The sequence below is a fragment of the Bosea sp. 685 genome, from assembly GCF_031884435.1.
Classification (GTDB): Bacteria; Pseudomonadota; Alphaproteobacteria; order Rhizobiales; family Beijerinckiaceae; genus Allobosea.
Window position 1 is genome coordinate 6,109,752 of record NZ_CP134779.1, and the last position, 15,381, is coordinate 6,125,132.

General features: G+C 62.7%; 16 protein-coding genes and 2 tRNA genes. 10 read left to right on the forward strand and 8 right to left on the reverse strand.

The window, feature by feature from the left end; all coding sequences use genetic code 11:
* Positions 1 to 71 precede the first annotated feature (71 nt).
* Together cmk and aroA are read right to left on the reverse strand one after the other, a co-directional pair.
* Positions 72 to 758: a (d)CMP kinase gene (gene cmk, locus RMR04_RS29730; RefSeq protein ID WP_311912104.1), complete on the reverse strand. Its 687-nt coding sequence runs from the start codon at positions 756 to 758 to the stop codon at positions 72 to 74.
* Entirely contained in the window at positions 755 to 2,095 is a 1,341-nt protein-coding gene (aroA, locus tag RMR04_RS29735) for a 3-phosphoshikimate 1-carboxyvinyltransferase (protein ID WP_311912105.1), read from the reverse strand. Before aroA ends, cmk begins: the two co-directional genes overlap by 4 nt.
* 165 nt (positions 2,096 to 2,260) lie before the next feature.
* Between aroA and RMR04_RS29740 the strand changes: the two genes are divergently transcribed.
* Both RMR04_RS29740 and RMR04_RS29745 read left to right on the forward strand, forming a co-directional pair.
* A complete protein-coding gene (locus tag RMR04_RS29740) occupies positions 2,261 to 2,662 on the forward strand; it encodes a TIGR02300 family protein (RefSeq protein ID WP_311912106.1) in 402 nt (133 codons plus the stop codon).
* A gap of 212 nt (positions 2,663 to 2,874) precedes the next feature.
* Positions 2,875 to 2,950: transfer RNA gene (locus RMR04_RS29745), tRNA-Ala, on the forward strand.
* A 241-nt stretch (positions 2,951 to 3,191) separates the two neighbouring features.
* Here RMR04_RS29745 and RMR04_RS29750 read toward each other — a convergent pair.
* A complete protein-coding gene (locus RMR04_RS29750; RefSeq protein ID WP_311912107.1) occupies positions 3,192 to 3,443 on the reverse strand; it encodes a hypothetical protein in 252 nt (83 codons plus the stop codon).
* A 781-nt stretch (positions 3,444 to 4,224) separates the two neighbouring features.
* Between RMR04_RS29750 and RMR04_RS29755 the strand changes: the two genes are divergently transcribed.
* Entirely contained in the window at positions 4,225 to 4,737 is a 513-nt protein-coding gene (locus RMR04_RS29755; RefSeq protein ID WP_311912108.1) for a DUF4142 domain-containing protein, read from the forward strand.
* A gap of 113 nt (positions 4,738 to 4,850) precedes the next feature.
* On the opposite strand, the gene RMR04_RS29760 is transcribed toward RMR04_RS29755, so the two are convergent.
* From RMR04_RS29760 to RMR04_RS29770, 3 genes are all read right to left on the reverse strand, one after another.
* On the reverse strand, positions 4,851 to 5,045 hold the full coding sequence (locus RMR04_RS29760; protein ID WP_311912109.1) for a hypothetical protein: 195 nt from the start codon (positions 5,043 to 5,045) through the stop codon (positions 4,851 to 4,853).
* A gap of 292 nt (positions 5,046 to 5,337) precedes the next feature.
* Complete coding sequence (locus RMR04_RS29765; protein WP_311912110.1) at positions 5,338 to 5,925, reverse strand: SCO family protein; 588 nt, start codon at positions 5,923 to 5,925, stop codon at positions 5,338 to 5,340.
* A gap of 37 nt (positions 5,926 to 5,962) precedes the next feature.
* Positions 5,963 to 6,139, reverse strand: a complete 177-nt coding sequence (locus tag RMR04_RS29770) for a hypothetical protein (RefSeq protein WP_158516160.1) — start codon at positions 6,137 to 6,139, stop codon at positions 5,963 to 5,965.
* Between the two features lie 473 nt (positions 6,140 to 6,612).
* On the opposite strand from RMR04_RS29770, the gene RMR04_RS29775 reads away from it, so the two are divergent.
* The 4 genes from RMR04_RS29775 (at position 6,613) to RMR04_RS29790 (ending at position 10,103) form a co-directional block, all read left to right on the forward strand.
* Positions 6,613 to 7,188 (forward strand): hypothetical protein, encoded by a 576-nt coding sequence (locus RMR04_RS29775; protein WP_311912111.1) that lies wholly within the window; start codon positions 6,613 to 6,615, stop codon positions 7,186 to 7,188.
* Between the two features lie 114 nt (positions 7,189 to 7,302).
* Positions 7,303 to 7,623 (forward strand): hypothetical protein, encoded by a 321-nt coding sequence (locus tag RMR04_RS29780; protein ID WP_311912112.1) that lies wholly within the window; start codon positions 7,303 to 7,305, stop codon positions 7,621 to 7,623.
* Entirely contained in the window at positions 7,616 to 8,398 is a 783-nt protein-coding gene (locus tag RMR04_RS29785) for a hypothetical protein (RefSeq protein ID WP_311912113.1), read from the forward strand. Before RMR04_RS29780 ends, RMR04_RS29785 begins: the two co-directional genes overlap by 8 nt.
* Before the next feature lie 502 nt (positions 8,399 to 8,900).
* Complete coding sequence (locus tag RMR04_RS29790) at positions 8,901 to 10,103, forward strand: BaiN/RdsA family NAD(P)/FAD-dependent oxidoreductase (RefSeq protein WP_311915986.1); 1,203 nt, start codon at positions 8,901 to 8,903, stop codon at positions 10,101 to 10,103.
* Between the two features lie 798 nt (positions 10,104 to 10,901).
* Here the strand turns inward: RMR04_RS29790 and RMR04_RS29795 are convergent.
* Both RMR04_RS29795 and RMR04_RS29800 read right to left on the reverse strand, forming a co-directional pair.
* Positions 10,902 to 11,426 (reverse strand): hypothetical protein, encoded by a 525-nt coding sequence (locus RMR04_RS29795; RefSeq protein ID WP_311912114.1) that lies wholly within the window; start codon positions 11,424 to 11,426, stop codon positions 10,902 to 10,904.
* Between the two features lie 303 nt (positions 11,427 to 11,729).
* A tRNA-Gly gene (locus tag RMR04_RS29800) sits at positions 11,730 to 11,804 on the reverse strand.
* Positions 11,805 to 12,146: 342 nt separating this feature from the next.
* Between RMR04_RS29800 and RMR04_RS29805 the strand changes: the two genes are divergently transcribed.
* Genes RMR04_RS29805 through argE form a run of 3 tightly spaced genes read left to right on the forward strand, consistent with a single transcriptional unit; the run spans position 12,147 to position 15,327 of the window.
* Complete coding sequence (locus RMR04_RS29805; protein ID WP_311912115.1) at positions 12,147 to 13,106, forward strand: DMT family transporter; 960 nt, start codon at positions 12,147 to 12,149, stop codon at positions 13,104 to 13,106.
* A gap of 35 nt (positions 13,107 to 13,141) precedes the next feature.
* Positions 13,142 to 14,200: a Glu/Leu/Phe/Val family dehydrogenase gene (locus RMR04_RS29810; RefSeq protein ID WP_311912116.1), complete on the forward strand. Its 1,059-nt coding sequence runs from the start codon at positions 13,142 to 13,144 to the stop codon at positions 14,198 to 14,200.
* Positions 14,197 to 15,327 carry an acetylornithine deacetylase gene (gene argE / locus RMR04_RS29815; RefSeq protein WP_311912117.1) on the forward strand — a complete coding sequence of 377 codons (1,131 nt, stop codon included), beginning with the start codon at positions 14,197 to 14,199 and terminating at the stop codon, positions 15,325 to 15,327. Before RMR04_RS29810 ends, argE begins: the two co-directional genes overlap by 4 nt.
* Positions 15,328 to 15,381: the final 54 nt, after the last annotated feature.

Sequence of the window (15,381 nt, forward strand, 5' to 3'; positions counted from 1 at the left end):
AGCTGGGCACGCTCAGTCGCTTATTATCGCATTCTCGTGACCTGGATCGGTGTGCGGATCGCCCGGAAAAGCTAGGATCCTCCAACAGAACCCGGAAGGGTCTCGACGTCGGTGCGACGGGCATCGACGATGCCGATCGCGGCCGCGGCCGCTTCCTCGATGGTCAGGGCCGAGGTGTCGAGCAGGACGGCGTCCTCGGCCAGCTTGAGGGGAGCGTCGCTGCGGCCGGAATCGCGCGCGTCGCGCCGGCGGATATCGGCCAGGATGCCTTCGAAAGTGGCAGGCTCGCCGCGCCCCGTCAGCTCGCGATGGCGGCGCGCGGCGCGCACTTCGGGCGTGGCGGTGACGAAGAGTTTCGCGCGCGCCTCCGGGCAGATCACCGTGCCGATATCGCGCCCGTCCAGCACCGCACCGCCGGCTTGCCCGGCGAAGCGGCGCTGGCGCGCGATCAAGCCGCTGCGCACGGCCGGCATTGCAGCGACGACGGAAGCCGCCTCGCCGATCTCGCGCCCGCGCAGGCTGTCTTCGGGAAAGGCGGCTTCATCGAAGCTCGCGACGATCGCCGCTGCGGCGTCCGCGTCCTGGATGTCGTGGCCTGCATCGAGTACGGCCCTGGCGACCATGCGGTAGAGCAGTCCGGTATCGAGATAGGGCAGGCGATAATGCGCGGCGAGCCGGCGCGCCAGCGTGCCCTTGCCGGAGGCGGCCGGACCGTCGACCGCGATGACAAGCCGCTCCCGCCCATCGTTGCGGCTCATGCGATGTCGCCTCCAAGTCCGTTCATCAGGGCAACGAAGCTCGGAAAGCTCGTCGCGATCATCGCGCCGTCATCGACCGTCATCGGTTGACGCGTCGCCAGCCCCATCACCAGGAAGCTCATGGCGATGCGGTGGTCGAGATGGGTCGCGACTAGGCCGCCCCCGTCGACCGCGCCGTCTCTGCCCTCGACGACCAGATCATCGCCTTCAATCGCGCAAATGACGCCGGCTGCCTTCAGCCCGGCCTCGACGGCGGCCAGGCGATCGGATTCCTTGACGCGCAATTCCTGCAGGCCGCGCAGCCGCGTCGTGCCCGTGGCGAAGGAGGCCGCGACCGCCAGCACCGGATATTCGTCGATCATCGCGGGCGCGCGCTCGGGCGGAACCGTGACGCCCTTCAGGGCGCCGGCCCGCACGCGCAGCGTCGCGACCGCCTCGCCACCCTCATTCGCCTCGCTCTCGACGCTGATATCCGCGCCCATCTCGCGCAACGTGGTCAAAAGCCCGCTGCGCAGCGGATTGGTCATCACGCTCTCGATCAGGATGTCCGAGCCCGGCACGATCAGGGCCGCGACCAGCGGAAAGGCGGCCGAGGACGGGTCTGTCGGCACCATGATCGGCGCGGCCTGCAATTCGGGCTGGCCCTTGAGCACGATGCGCCGTCCATGAGCGCCATCCGGCGAAACCGAGACCTCCGCGCCGAAATGCGTCAGCATTTTTTCGGTGTGGTCGCGCGTCGCCTCCGTTTCGATCACGGTCGTCTCGCCGGGCGCGGCCAGGCCCGCCAGCAGCACGGCGGACTTGATCTGCGCCGAGGCGACCGGGGTGCGATAGGTAATCGGCACGGCCTCCTTCGGCCCGCGCAGGGTCAGCGGCACGCGCCCGCCCTCCTCCTGCGCGACGATCGTCGTACCCATCAGTTCGAGCGGGTCGAGGATACGCCGCATCGGGCGCTTGCGCAGCGAGGCGTCGCCGTCGAAAACCGTGGTGATCGGATGAGCACCGCAGACGCCCATCATCAAGCGCGAGCCGGTGCCGGCATTGCCGAAATCGAGCACGCCGCCGGGTTCGCGCAATCCACCGACGCCGACGCCGCGGACGCGCCAGCTGCCCGGCCTGTCGTGATGGACGATCGCGCCGAGCGCGCGCGCGGCATCGGCCGTGCGCATCACGTCCTCACCCTCGAGCAGGCCGCTGATCGTTGTCTCGCCGATCGCGAGCAGGCCGAAGATGAGCGAGCGGTGCGAGATCGACTTGTCGCCAGGCACGCGCACGCGTCCCGAAAGTGGGCCCCTGCTGCGTGCGGTGACGGGGATCAGGTGCTGCGCGTGGGCCACTTTGGTCTCTGCCGGCTGGTCTGGGGGAAGCGCGGGCTGCCTAGCATGACCCTTAGCCAGGCGTCACGCGCCCCTCGGGGCGAAATCAACATTTGACAGGGCCGTCTGCCCCGACTAACGGACGCGCCTGCTTTTCAGAACATGAATGATTGAAGGTCCGACGCAGTGGCGAAACCGGAACTTGGCACTAAGCGCGTTTGCCCGACGACGGGCCGCAAATTCTACGACCTGAACAAGGATCCGATCGTCTCGCCCTATACCGGGCAGACCTTCCCGCGTTCGATGTTCGAGCCCCAGGCGAAGGCGGCGGCAGTCGCCGCCGCCAAGCCCGCAGATGACGAGGATGAGATCGAGGTCGCCGACGGCGCAGTCGAACTCGTCTCGCTCGACGAAGCCGACGCGGAGGCCACCGAGAAGGAGGCCGTCGTCACCAGCGAGGACGATATCGAAGTCGAGGACGACGACATCGCCCCCGAGGACGACACCTTCCTTGAGGAAGACGAGGAAGGCGATGACGACGTCGCCGATCTGATCGACGGCGATATCGAAGGCGACGAGGACGTCTGAGGATTCCGCCCTCTCGGCGGGTGCTGTGAAGGCAGGCGCTGTGAAGGAATGACGATTAGGCGACATTCAGCGCTTGAGTCTTCCGGCACTCCCGCCTATAGAGCGCTTCGCCGCTCGCGGCAGTGACAAGGACGGGACGGTCGATCACCCCAAAGGTGAGGAATGACCGCCCGGGAATATCCCGGCTGACCCCCAAATCAGCCGGCTAGCGTGGGGCCATAGCTCAGTTGGGAGAGCGCTTGAATGGCATTCAAGAGGTCGGCGGTTCGATTCCGCCTGGCTCCACCATCTCCTTCCAAGCTGAATAGCTGGAACTAGAGCGGTTTCCGATCCAATTGGATCGTTCAACGGCTCTAGATCATTGTTTTAACGCGTTTTCTTCACGCGAACCGATCTCCAGTTCGCTCGAAAACGCTCTAGGCGGGACTACCCGGGATCAACCGGGACTATCCCCGCCTTACCCCCCACCGATCAAGATTGGTGACGGTTTCCGGCGAATCAGCCGGCATGCCGCGTCCCGCGACCCAGGCTAGGTATCGGCCTGCGCGACACCGAGCTTGCGCCAGAGCTGCGTCCTGTCCAGGCAGGAGACGTCATAGGTCACTTCGCGACCTTTGAATTCCTGATGAGTGGCGAGCTGTTTGGTCATGGAGCGGGTGATGTCGTCGATCCGCGCTTCGCAGGCTTCGACACTCGTGAAGCCCATCTCGCTGATTCGCGTTGCCGTGCAGGTCGGCTCCCCCGACACGCAGGCCATGATGACCATCGTAAAGGCATCCATGAATTCACTCCCAAGGTAGCTTTGCGCCGGGGGTGGCCTCTATCCGCTCAAAAGTGATGCTTCATGGTTACCCGAGCCTTAAGAAGCCCCGCCGGGCATAAGGAGCAAATCCCGAGCCATCGCCGTCTTCGCAGCGCGTGCCTGGCTGCGGCGAGAGCAGGATGTGAAAAAGTGGGCACCGGTTTCTCGTATCGATCTGGCTGGGTCGCTCGCTCGAAAACGCTCTAACGCCTGCGCCGCCGTCTGGTCCGCGCCCGCCGGCGCCTGACGGCTTTCATCATCAGTGTCAGCATGGCGAGCAGCATATTCGACAACGTTCGGTTCTGGAGTTTCGCCCGGCATCCTCTCGACCCTCGAAGGCAGCCTTATGTCGAAAGGCTACATCGATGCTGGCACGTTTAAGGCAGCAGTCTGCGCAACCGCGACGCTCGGCATGGCTGGCTAGCCTTTTATTGAGGCGCGCCTTCTTCACGCGAACCGGTGACCACATCGCTCGAAAGCGCTCAGGCGCCCAATCCAGAATGTGGCGCGCCTTGTGAACCTGTTCCGGTTCTGCCGCGACTAACCGATCGGGCGTCGCGTTTGCGCAGCCTTGCCGCCCCGGCCCTTCCCCTCCCAATGGTGGCCGGGGCGGCACCTGTCGCAATCGGGCACTCTCGCCAGTTGATGCCGGTTTGGGCAGGTCCGTAGCCTGCGGATGCCAGGTTTCGCGCGCAAATGAACATTCAGCGCTGGCGGAAGTTCACCCCTTTTAAGTTTTAGCGAATCTGGGGAGAGTTTCATGGATCGCCGGTCATTTCTGCAAGCGGCAATGGTTTCTGCTCTCCCCTCGGCAGCATTTGGACAAAGCGCGCCGGCTGGAATGTCACCTGAACAGAAACATGCGGCGGAAACCCTGGAAGCGAGTGCGATGTCGCTTGAGGCAAGCCGCGCGGCGGCCACCAAGGCCGTCGATGCGAATGTCCGGCGATTTGCCCAGTTCGAGGCGGCCGAGCAAGAGGTGGTGGCATCCGTGGTCAAGGCTGCCACCGGTATGTCGGAAACCGCTCCTCCGCCCTTGAGTGCCGAGGCGAAAGCCATGGTCGAGATTCTGAAGGCGATGCCGTCCGGTCCGGAATTCGACAAGGCCTATGTGAAAGGGCAGATCGAAGGGCACCAGCGGCTTCTGCAAATTCAGGAGGTCTATCTGACCAATGGCAAGAATCCGACCCACCGCTCGATCGCGATGTTGATTCGCGGCCATATCAAAGAGCATCTGGCTCAGCTGGAGCTCATGCATAAGCTGCCGGCGTAGTTTGCGCGGGCGCGCCGAAGGTTGATTGTCAGCCGGCCAGCCTGAGGCCTTCGACGCCGCGCTCTTGAACGCGGCCTTGATGCGAACGGGTGTCCACGTCGCTTGAAAACGCTCTAATGCTTCGCCTCGGCCCGGCTGAGGTTACGCTCGTAATCTTGAACCTCGCTGCGAAGCTTTTCCAGTTCGTCGCGCTCGGGCGTATTCTCGGCAGACCCGGCGAGCTCCTGAATCCGCGTCATCGCCGTATTGTAGGACATCTCCGCTTGTCCCTCGGGCGCCAGTTTAACATCCGGTTTTGAATCGGCCATCGCGACCTCCAGCGGCGGTTCATGCCACGCTGGTAACGCCGCGCCCGGCTGCACAGTTCCGCGCCGATGAAGCGACATCCCTGGAAGATCCGCTCCGTCTCCCAGACAACGACGCAATGGTATGGCGCGTCAGTCGTTCGTGATGGCGTTAGACGTCCGGGTCGATCGAAGCTTGCGCCGCACCCGCCGGTTCGGCTGCCCTATCGAGCCGTCATTTGAAACCGGCAGCCATGGCTTGCCGATGCCTCCGGGCGGGCAAGACCGCCCATGGCCTCGCGCGGCAGTGCGAGCCTTATAGATGCCGCAGCCACTCCGCCGCGGCCTCCGCCGGCGGCCGCTCGCTGTTGAAGGCGCCGATGAAATTGCCGTCCTTGCCCATCAGATAGACCAGCGCGGTGTGGTCCATGGTGTAGTCGCCATCCTTGAGCGGGACCTTCTTGGCATAGGCGCGATAGGCCTTGACCGTGGCGTCGATCGCCGCCTGGTCACCGGTCAGTCCGACGATGCGCGGGTCGAAGCTACCGAGATAGCTCTTCAGGGTCTCCGGCGTGTCGCGTGCGGGATCGACGCTGATGAAGAGCGCGCGCAGCTTCTCGCCCTTGGGACCGGCGGCGCGCAGCATCTCCGAGATCTCGAACAGCTTGGTCGGGCAGATGTCGGGGCAATGGGTGAAGCCGAAGAAGACCAGGAAGGGCGCGCCGCGCAGCTCCTTGTCGGTCAGCGTCTTGCCGTCCGGGGTCGTCAGCGCGAACGGCCCGCCGACGCTCGCTGTTCCCGTCTGATTTTGCCGTGTCGGCGAAAAGGTGATGATCGCGGCGGCGGCGAGCGCGAGCGCCCCCAGAAGAAAAACGATCAGGGGCAGGATGAGGCGGCGTTGCACAGCGGGCGATCCGGTTTCAGGGCGTTTGGATTGAGGCTCAGAAGCAGGCGACGAGGGCAGCGATGAGACCGTCGGTGAAAAGCCGGTCGCCTTCGCGCCACCACAGCAAGAGCCCGGTCAAAAGCAGGCCGAGCGCGCCGCCGGCGAGCAGCAGGATGCCCGCTCGCGACGGCGGGGCCGTATCCTGCTGCGGATCGTCCTGCGCTTGCGTCATGCGCCAACTCATACCCCCGCGCGGCCGCCGCCGGAAGCGGCCTCCGTGACGCAGGTCATGAGCGCTGGGGGAGGATTGGAGCGGGCGATCGGGATCGAACCGACGACATTCAGCTTGGGAAGCGGGGCCTAGCCGTTGATTTAACGTGCCTGCATTCCCCCAATCGGACAGCGACAAAACAGCCACAAGCGAGATTGGGGGCTGTCATTGCCAATGTCGGCTATGGGTCGTTAGCGGTCCTCCGTTCGCAACAGACTATCTACGAACAGAAGGGCCCGCTTCTCCTCATTCGTTAGCGTTGCCTCCCCACCGACGGAATACCTTTGGTCCAAACCAACCAGGGCGGCATGAACATCGGGCGGCAGGGGCTTCGCATGCTGAACGATGAAAGGCGTTCCAGAATCTGAGACGGCGGCCCGCGATGATCGGTCAAACTTCAGTGCCCATTGCGTCGTGACGGTTCGCGCGCCGAGTTGGCCAGCTTTCAGGCCGACTACGAGGCATATTGCAGTGCCCATATCGCCGCTGAGAGCGGGATAGGTTGCAAGGAAGATATCGCCGACCTTCAGCTTCTGAAAGTCGTCAGGGAGGCCTTGATCGCGCATGGGGTATCATCATCGAACGAGCCGTTGTCCGCAACGGGTGGAAAGCGGGCGTGTGAATTGGGTATCATGGATGCCATGATCGACAGAACAGGCCGAGATCGCGCCGCTGCATTGGTGGAGGAATTTTGGGCTGGCACGACGACGAACCGGCAGCTCGAGGAAGCTTGGCCGGATAGCAAAGACCCTGGTATCACGGCGGCGGAGGATTTCGTCTGGTGCCTCTACGACGATTTCAAAGAGCAAACAGCTCACGAGGCCGATCGCGCCGATCCAAAGCTAAGTGGGGTCGTCGCGAATTGCATCCGCTTTCTGCAGTCAGACGAGCCATACGAATGGCCTCTCTACAGCTACCCATGGGGCGTTGTGCGTTATCCACGCTGGGCCGTCTGGGCATCACTCGGGCTGCTCAGTCGATGGAACAAGGCCGCAGCCGTACGTGACTAAAATACCGGCGCGAAATGCGCGGGCATGGCGATGTGGCTGCGTGGCCATTTCGTTACTCGCAGGTCAGTTAAGGGTCGAAAGCGGCCCTTAACTCGCTCAGCGGATAAGGCTGGCATGAGCAACGTAATTTTCTTGCAGTTTCCCACTGTACTCCTTGGTCGCTGGCGATCCGAAGACGATTACAACAGTGCGGAATACGAGATTGTCGTGGAGGGCGGCGGGCTCAAGATCACCGCCGTTGATGCCAATGACGGCGAGCATTTTGAGGTCTCCAGCGTCAAGTTCGACAGAGAGACGATCCTATTTGATACGCTGATGCCATCGACCGGCCGGATAGCGCATTTGGCTCTCAAAGCAATTCCGGGCTCGCAGCGTGCAACACTGACGCTGACATTCACCGACACGATAGAACTGACTAGGCCGTCCGATGAGTGATGATCTGCTGTCAGGCCTGCGCGAAATCGGCTGGCGAAATTGGGACCCAATCGGTTTGCTCGCTGCCGGAGAGCAGTGGCAGGAGAAGTCGTTCGCCGACGAATACGATGACTACCTTCGCAAGGTCGCAGCTGATTTCCGTGCGGGCGGATCAATTGCGCAAGCGGTTGAATATCTCCTTCGGATCGAGCGCGAACATATGGTGCTCGGTGTCCGCTCGGGTCAGGAAAGGCGAGCCGAGGCGACGGCGCAAGCAATCCAGCTCTACGTGGCACGTTCGGCTCACATCGAGGACATGCACGATGGTTACGTCCCCGCTTCGGACTTTCTCGTCAGGGCCGCCAACGGCGAAGTGCCTCTTACCGGGACGGAGTTTGCCGAGCAGAATCTGCGCTTGCTAATTGGCTATATGAGCGACGCAGATACGTCGAACCGCGATTGGGCCACCCTGTTGTTGGCCGGGCTGGAGATAGACACACTCGCAGTGCGAGAGGCGCTCTTGAAGGCGACCCAGGACTGTGATGCGTCCGTTCGTGCAGAGGCACTTCTTGGGCTGGCAGAGCGCGATTCGGTCTTAGCCCTCCCGCTTGTCTTGCACGAGCTGGAGCGGAGTGAGTGTGGTTACGGCACGTTTCAGGCTGCCCATGCGATAGCCAACCCGTCGTTGCTTAGCGGGCTGCGCAAATGGTCGGGAAAAGGCTCTACCCCCGGGATCAACGACGAGATCAACGATGCCATTGCAGCGTGCGAAGCCGCGCTCGCCAACAGCAAATGATACATCCGCAACGGGTCGTACGCGAACACTAGCCGCGCGAGAGGTTGGACTGCGGCAACACATTGAAATCATTCGACTCTGGTCCCGTCAGATTCTGACGGCCAGCAAAGTCAAATTCGGGCAGCCCATTTAAATTAAAGGGAATTTGGAGCGGGCGATCGGGATCGAACCGACGACATTCAGCTTGGGAAGCGGCGCCAAGCCGTTGAATGTCTTCCCCGCGTTCCCTAAGGGATTGGCAGACCGGATCGCAGAGTCGCGACAAGATCCTCGCCTGCAGTCTCACCGGTTGATCGACGATCGCGGATCATCTACGCGAGGCAAAGCGTACTGCGATGCCATTCGAGGCGCTGCGCAATGGCCGTCAGGGCTGTTCTGGGGCTAGAGCGTTTTCGAGCGAATTGGACACCGGTTCGCGTGAAGAAAACGCGTTCAAACAAAGGGCTGGAGCGATTGAGCGATCCAACTGGATCGGACATTCCTCAAGCAGCATTCGATGTCGATTGAGCGTTTCGACACTGTCATCCTCGGTGCCGGTGCTGCTGGAATGATGTGCGCGATCCACGCCGCAGCGCGCGGCGGGCGTGTTCTCATCGTCGATCATGCCAAAGCGCCCGGCGAAAAAATCCGCATTTCCGGCGGGGGCCGCTGCAACTTCACCAATATCGGAACAAGCGCGCGCAATTTTTTGTCGAATAATCCGCATTTCGCCAAATCTGCGCTGGGCCGATACACGCAGCATGATTTCGTGGCGTTGGTCGAAAAACACGGCATTGCCTATCACGAGAAGGCACTGGGGCAGCTCTTCTGCGATGATTCCGCCAAGGATATTATCGCAATGCTGATGGATGAGATGGCGCGCGCGGCCTGCGAATTGCGCCTCAGAACCACAGTGGAAAGCCTGGAGCGGAGCGATGACGGCTTTGCGATCGTGCTTGGCGGTGAGGGGGCTGCCAAAATTCGGTGCCGGCAGTTTGTCGTTGCGTCCGGAGGAAAATCCATCCCGAAAATGGGAGCATCCAGCCTTGGCTACCAGATCGCCGGCCAGTTTGGTCTGGCGGTGACGGAGACACGCCCAGCCCTGGTGCCGCTGACATTCGGTGAAGACATTCTTGCCGGGTTTCGCGAGATGGCCGGCGTCGCTGCAGATGCGCGGGTCTCGTGCGGCAAGACCACATTCGACGAGGCGCTGCTGTTCACCCATCGCGGGCTTTCCGGCCCGGCGATCCTGCAGATTTCGTCCTATTGGCGCGAGAAGGCACCGATCAGGATCGCGTTCCTGCCCACGCGGGACGTGTTCGCCGATTTGCGCGCTTCCAGACAGGAAAACGGCCGCAGAAGCATCGCCAATACGCTAAGTGATATTCTGCCGAAGCGATTGGCTGTTTATCTCTCCGATGCCCATGGTTGGGCGGGACCCATCGGCGACGCAAGCGACAAGAAGCTCGCGGCGATCGCGTCCACCATTCAGGGCTGGGAGGTCATGCCCATCGGATCGGAAGGATACCGGACAGCGGAGGTGACGCTCGGTGGCGTCGATACGTCTGCTCTGAACTCACGGACGATGGCAGCAAGCACAGTCGACGGCCTGTACTTCATCGGTGAAGTGGTCGACGTGACGGGCTGGCTTGGCGGCTACAACTTCCAATGGGCGTGGTCATCAGGCTGGGCGGCAGGGACCGCCATCGCCGAACGCACCGGCTGAGATGCCCGCGCGGCGCGCGGGCAAATTCCTGAACGATTGAAAATGCACGCCGGTATTCCCAGCCAGACCAAGCCAGAGAGTTCGGATGACCGACACTGCTCGAGAGAAAGCTCTATAACCTGTTGTAATAAAAGGTTTTTGGAGCGGGCGATCGGGGGCGAACCGACGATATTCAGCTTGGGAAGCGGGGCCAAGTCGTTGAATTGCGGCACCTGCGTTCCCGAACGTATAGACCGACAATGCCCTCAACGGGTGGGTGGAAAGCGGAAATCCATCCTTGTATGAGTCTTGCCCGTTCTACGAAATCAACGGCCTAAAGTGACTGCAAAATCTTTCAACGCCACGAACAAATTAGTCGGCATCCTGCTGCTTTTTTTCGTCGGAATCCTAGTGTTCGATAGTGTCGAATTATCTATCGCCAATTGGGTCGTATTCCCAAGTGGCAACAATCAGTTTGCATTTCGCCTTAAAATTTATGCCGTGTATCTAATTTCTGCATACATCGGAATCATAGTCGGGATGCTTGGCTACCTAACCGATGAACTCGTTGTCAGAATTGGCAGCTTGGTTTTTGTATTTCTGAATTTTGTGATCATTGGAGTTTTGAACTCAGAGCTACAAACGATCTGCGCGCGCATCTTATCCATTTTGGTTGGATAAGGAATCCGCTGGCTGCAAATGTCAGTAGGGGGTGGTGGTTAGCGGACGTCCGGAAATTCAGCCGGTTGAGCGGTTTGGGCGAGGCGTAGACTTCGCAATGAAAGGCCTGTTGCGAGCGACGTCATAGTCGCTGTCCGCCTAGCTTGAGAGGTCGCAAACCAGCTCTGCGGCTCCGCCACGACTGACGATCTTCGCCTCTCCCCACGATGTTGGCGTTGCACGAGCGAGGTCTTTTCCGAGAACACTTTCAACTTCTTGCTGCGAAGCAGCAAATAGAATGGAGACGACACTTATGCCGTTCTCGATACCCATGTCGAAGGTAAGTTGTTGAGTGCGAAGGCCGCGATATATTCCCGTTAACGGGATACTTACTCGTCGATAACCCGCAATATCGCGCTTTTCTAATTTTGCCTTGCCGAATGCTACCGCGAATTGCGCGGGAAGGTTCACTTTTGCCAAGCGCGACGCACCCGGGTCGGGGACGTATCGAAGTCGTATCTCTTTCCAAAGAGCCGATACGGGCGCAGATGTTCTGCACGCGGAATCGCTATCGGCCTTTTCGATTCCGCCAATGAAATCATCGAGGTTGACGAGTTCCGTACCCGTCGCCGGGCAACCAGCGTATAAGCACAAGGCAAAGGTTGCCGTGAGCGCCCTCGTCATGGATGTCGGTCCCATCGGTCGAGGCCATAGCCCTATTGCGTGGCCACGATGCGTGTCGATCTAGCATGTCAGCGACCGTCCGCTAAGGATGGTCGTAAGCGGACTCGCTCGACGAAAGAGACTGCCACCGATTGCCGCGTTTCGGTGCGGGTTAAGGCGGCCAGTCCCCTTGCGCAGCGCCGGTTAGTCTTAACCCATTGAAATTACACGCTCGCGCTCCCTGCCAAGCCATGCCAGAGAGTGGAGCTCATTGGCACGGCTAGATGGAAACCGGCGCTAAAATGCTGCAATTAAACAGATTTTTGGAGCGGGCGATCGGGATCGAACCGACGACATTCAGCTTGGGAAGCTGACGTTCTACCACTGAACTACGCCCGCATGCCGGTTCGCGGGCATGCGCCTGCCACCGACATCTGCCTCCATAGCGGGATCGTCGGCGCGAGTCATCTCCCAATAAGGGCCAATGCGCGATCTCGATTCGCGCTGCCCTTGCCTGGCAAAGTGGCATCGCCGGTTCGCCAGGGAGATGGCGAGGCGGCGCTTCTTTTCTGAAATCCTCGATTTTCGCCAATAGCATCAGGCGCCTCCGCATCACGCTGCCCGGCACGCTCGAAACGGCTGGCAGGGCATGGCGCAGAGATTCCACCATCGCGACCTCGATAGGCTGACGCTGGCGACGAAGCGCGTCGGCGGCTGCTTCGGCTGCGAGGGAGCAGCGTCGTGAGCGCGCGCGGGACCGGCGGCATCGGTGCCCTGTTCTGGCGCAGGCCCTATGCGCTGCTGCCGTTCCCGCCGCTGTTCTGGGCCGGGAATCTGCTCATTGGCCGGGCCTATGCCGGCGAGTTGCCGCCCTTCGGGCTGACCTTCTGGCGTTGGGTGGTGGCGTCCTCATGCATCCTGCCCTTCGTCTGGCGCGAACTCGTCGCCAAGCGCCGGGACATCCTGGCGCATTGGCGCCTTATCGCCGCCATCAGCATCAGCGGCTTCGCCGGCTACCCGATCCTCAACTATGTCGCGTTGCAGACCACGCCGGCGGCCACCGCCGCGATGCTCAACTCCGCCTTGCCGTTGATGGTCCCGCTCTTCGCCTGGATCATCGCGCGCGATGTTCCCTCCATGCGGACGATCGCCGGCATCGTGATCTCCTTCATCGGCGTCGCCTGGATCATCGGCCAGGGCGACATCGCGGCCCTCGCCTCGCTCTCGGTCGGCGGCGGGGAAATCCTCGTCCTGCTCGCAGTCGCCGGCTACGCGCTCTATTCCGTCCTGCTGCGCTATCGCCCCAGGACCCTCTCCGACATGGCGTTCCTGGCGGTGATGTCGCTCGTGACCATGATCCTGCTGCTGCCGTTCTGGATCGGCGAGGAGGCGTCGGGGCGGTCGCTGCCGTTCGCGCCCCATACGATCGCCTCGGTCCTGTTCATCGGCATATTCGCCTCGCTGATCGGGGCTGCGTGCTGGAACCATTGTGTAGCGACGCTCGGGCCGACCCTGACCGGCGCGTCATTCCATCTGGTGGCGGTCTATTCGTCGGCTCTCGCCTTCCTCCTTCTCGGCGAGCCCGTCCGGACCTTCCACCTCGTCGGCATCGCCTTGATCCTGCTTGGCTTCGCGATCGCGATCCTGCCGTTCCGCATGATCGGCTTCGGCCCGGCGCGCAAAACCTCCGCCAAGCCGTGACCGATTCCTTACCCCATTCGAGAGAGACCCCAGGCATGACGGTGTTCCGTTCCGTCGACTTCTCCGGCCATGAGCAGGTCGTCCATGTCTGCGATCCGGCTACTGGCCTGCGCGCCATCATCGCGGTCCACAGTACGGCGCTCGGGCCCGCGATCGGCGGCTGCCGCATCCGCGCCTATGCCGACGAGACCGAGGCCCTGACCGATGTCCTGCGCCTCTCGCGTGGCATGAGCCTGAAGGCCGCCGTCGCAGGCGTGCCGTTCGGCGGCGGCAAGATGGTCGTGATGGCCGATCCGCGGCGCGACAAGACCCCGGCCTTGCTGCGGGCCGTGGGCGTGGCGGTCGCGCGGCTGGGCGGGCGCTACGTCACCGGCGAGGATCTCGGCACGACCGTCGCCGACATGGCCGAGATCGGCGCTGCCACGGACCATGTCCTCGGCCTGCCCGAGAGCCTTGGCGGCAGCGGCGACCCTTCGCCGCGCACCGCCCTCGGCTGCTTCGTCGGCATCGCGGCGAGCGTTCGCCATCGTCTCGGCAAGAGCGACCTCAAAGGCGTGCGCGTTGCCGTGCAAGGGCTCGGCAATGTCGGCTGGAATCTCTCCCGGCTGCTTGCCGAGGCTGGGGCCGAGCTGATCGTGAGCGATGTCCGTGAGGAGCTGGTGCAGGAGGCGGTCCATGTCTTTCGCGCCAGGCCGGCCGATCCGCAGGCGATCCATGCCGTCGAGGCGGATGTCTTTTCCCCTTGCGCGCTGGGCGCGGCCATCAACGACATAACCTTGCCGGAGCTCAGGGTCTCGGTGGTCGCGGGTGCCGCCAACAACCAGCTCGCCGATGAGGTCCGCCACGATGCGATGCTGCGGGAGCGCGGCATCCTCTACGCGCCCGATTATGTGATCAATGGCGGCGGGATGATCCAGCTCGCGCTGGAGCGGATCGGCCTCGACCGGGCGGAGGCCGAGCGGCGCGTCCGCGCCATCGGCGAGACCTTGTCGGGAATCTACGAACTGGCGGACGAGGCGGGCATCCCGACCGCAGCCGCGGCCCGCAATGTCGCGCAGGAGCGCCTGACCTCGGCCAGGGCGCGGGCGGCATGAGCTATCCAATGATCAGCGACCCGATGACGCCCGCCGGTTTGCTCCATCGCCTCGTCGCCTTCGACACGACCTCCCGCAACTCCAATCTGGAGCTCGTAGGCTGGGCGACGGCCCTGCTCGAAACCGCCGGCGCCAGGATCCGGCTCACGCATGACAGCGGCGGCGCCAAGGCCAATCTGCTCGCCAGCTTCGGTCCGGATGTGCCGGGTGGGATCGTGCTCTCCGCCCATACCGACACGGTGCCCGTCGACGGCCAGAGCTGGAGCAGCAACCCTTTCGAGCTGAGGCAGTGCGACGGCCGCTTCTACGGGCGCGGCGCGACCGACATGAAAGGTTTTGTCGCCTGCTGCCTGGCCTTCGCGCCGCAATGGGGCCAGGCGCGATTGAAGCGCCCGGTTCACCTGGCCCTGAGCTATGACGAGGAGATCGGCTGCTTCGGCGTCCCTAGGCTCGTCGCCGATCTCGTCGCGAACCTGTCCAGGCCAGCCCTCGTCGTGGTCGGCGAACCCACGGGCATGCGTATCGGCGATCGTCATCGCGGCTATCTCGGATTCCGGACGATTTTCCACGGCCATGCCGTGCATTCCGGCAATCCCGGCAAGGGGGTGAGCGCCATCGCGGCGGCGGCGCGTTTCGTCGGCCTTCTCGACGGACACGGGACGCAAGACGCCAAGGGCGACGACCGGACGACGTTCAATGTCGGTCAGATCTCGGGCGGGACCGGCATCAACATCGTGCCAGGCCGCTGCGAGGTCCTCTGGGAGATAAGGCCGGCCGCGAGCGCCGACATCGCCGCGTTGAGGAGCGCGACCGATGCGTTCGTGCAGTGCGCGGCGCGGCCCGGCCCGCCGCCTGAGACCCGGGAAACCGTGATGATTCCGCCGCTGCGGCCGGAGGCGGACAATCCGGCGCTTACGATCGCGCAGGGGCTCGGCGGTACCTTGCCGCTGCTGGAGCTGCCCTTCGGAACCGAGGCCGGCTTCTTCCAGGCGGCGGGCATCCCGACGGTCGTCTGCGGCCCGGGTTCGATCGAGCAGGCGCATCAGGCGGATGAATGGATCGCGGCGGAACAGCTCGACGAAGCGATGCGCTTTCTCGGTCGCGCGACGCAATGGGCCGAGGCCTAAGGCAACACAAAGCAGCTTAAGGCAACACAAAAACACAAGGGGATCTTCATGTCG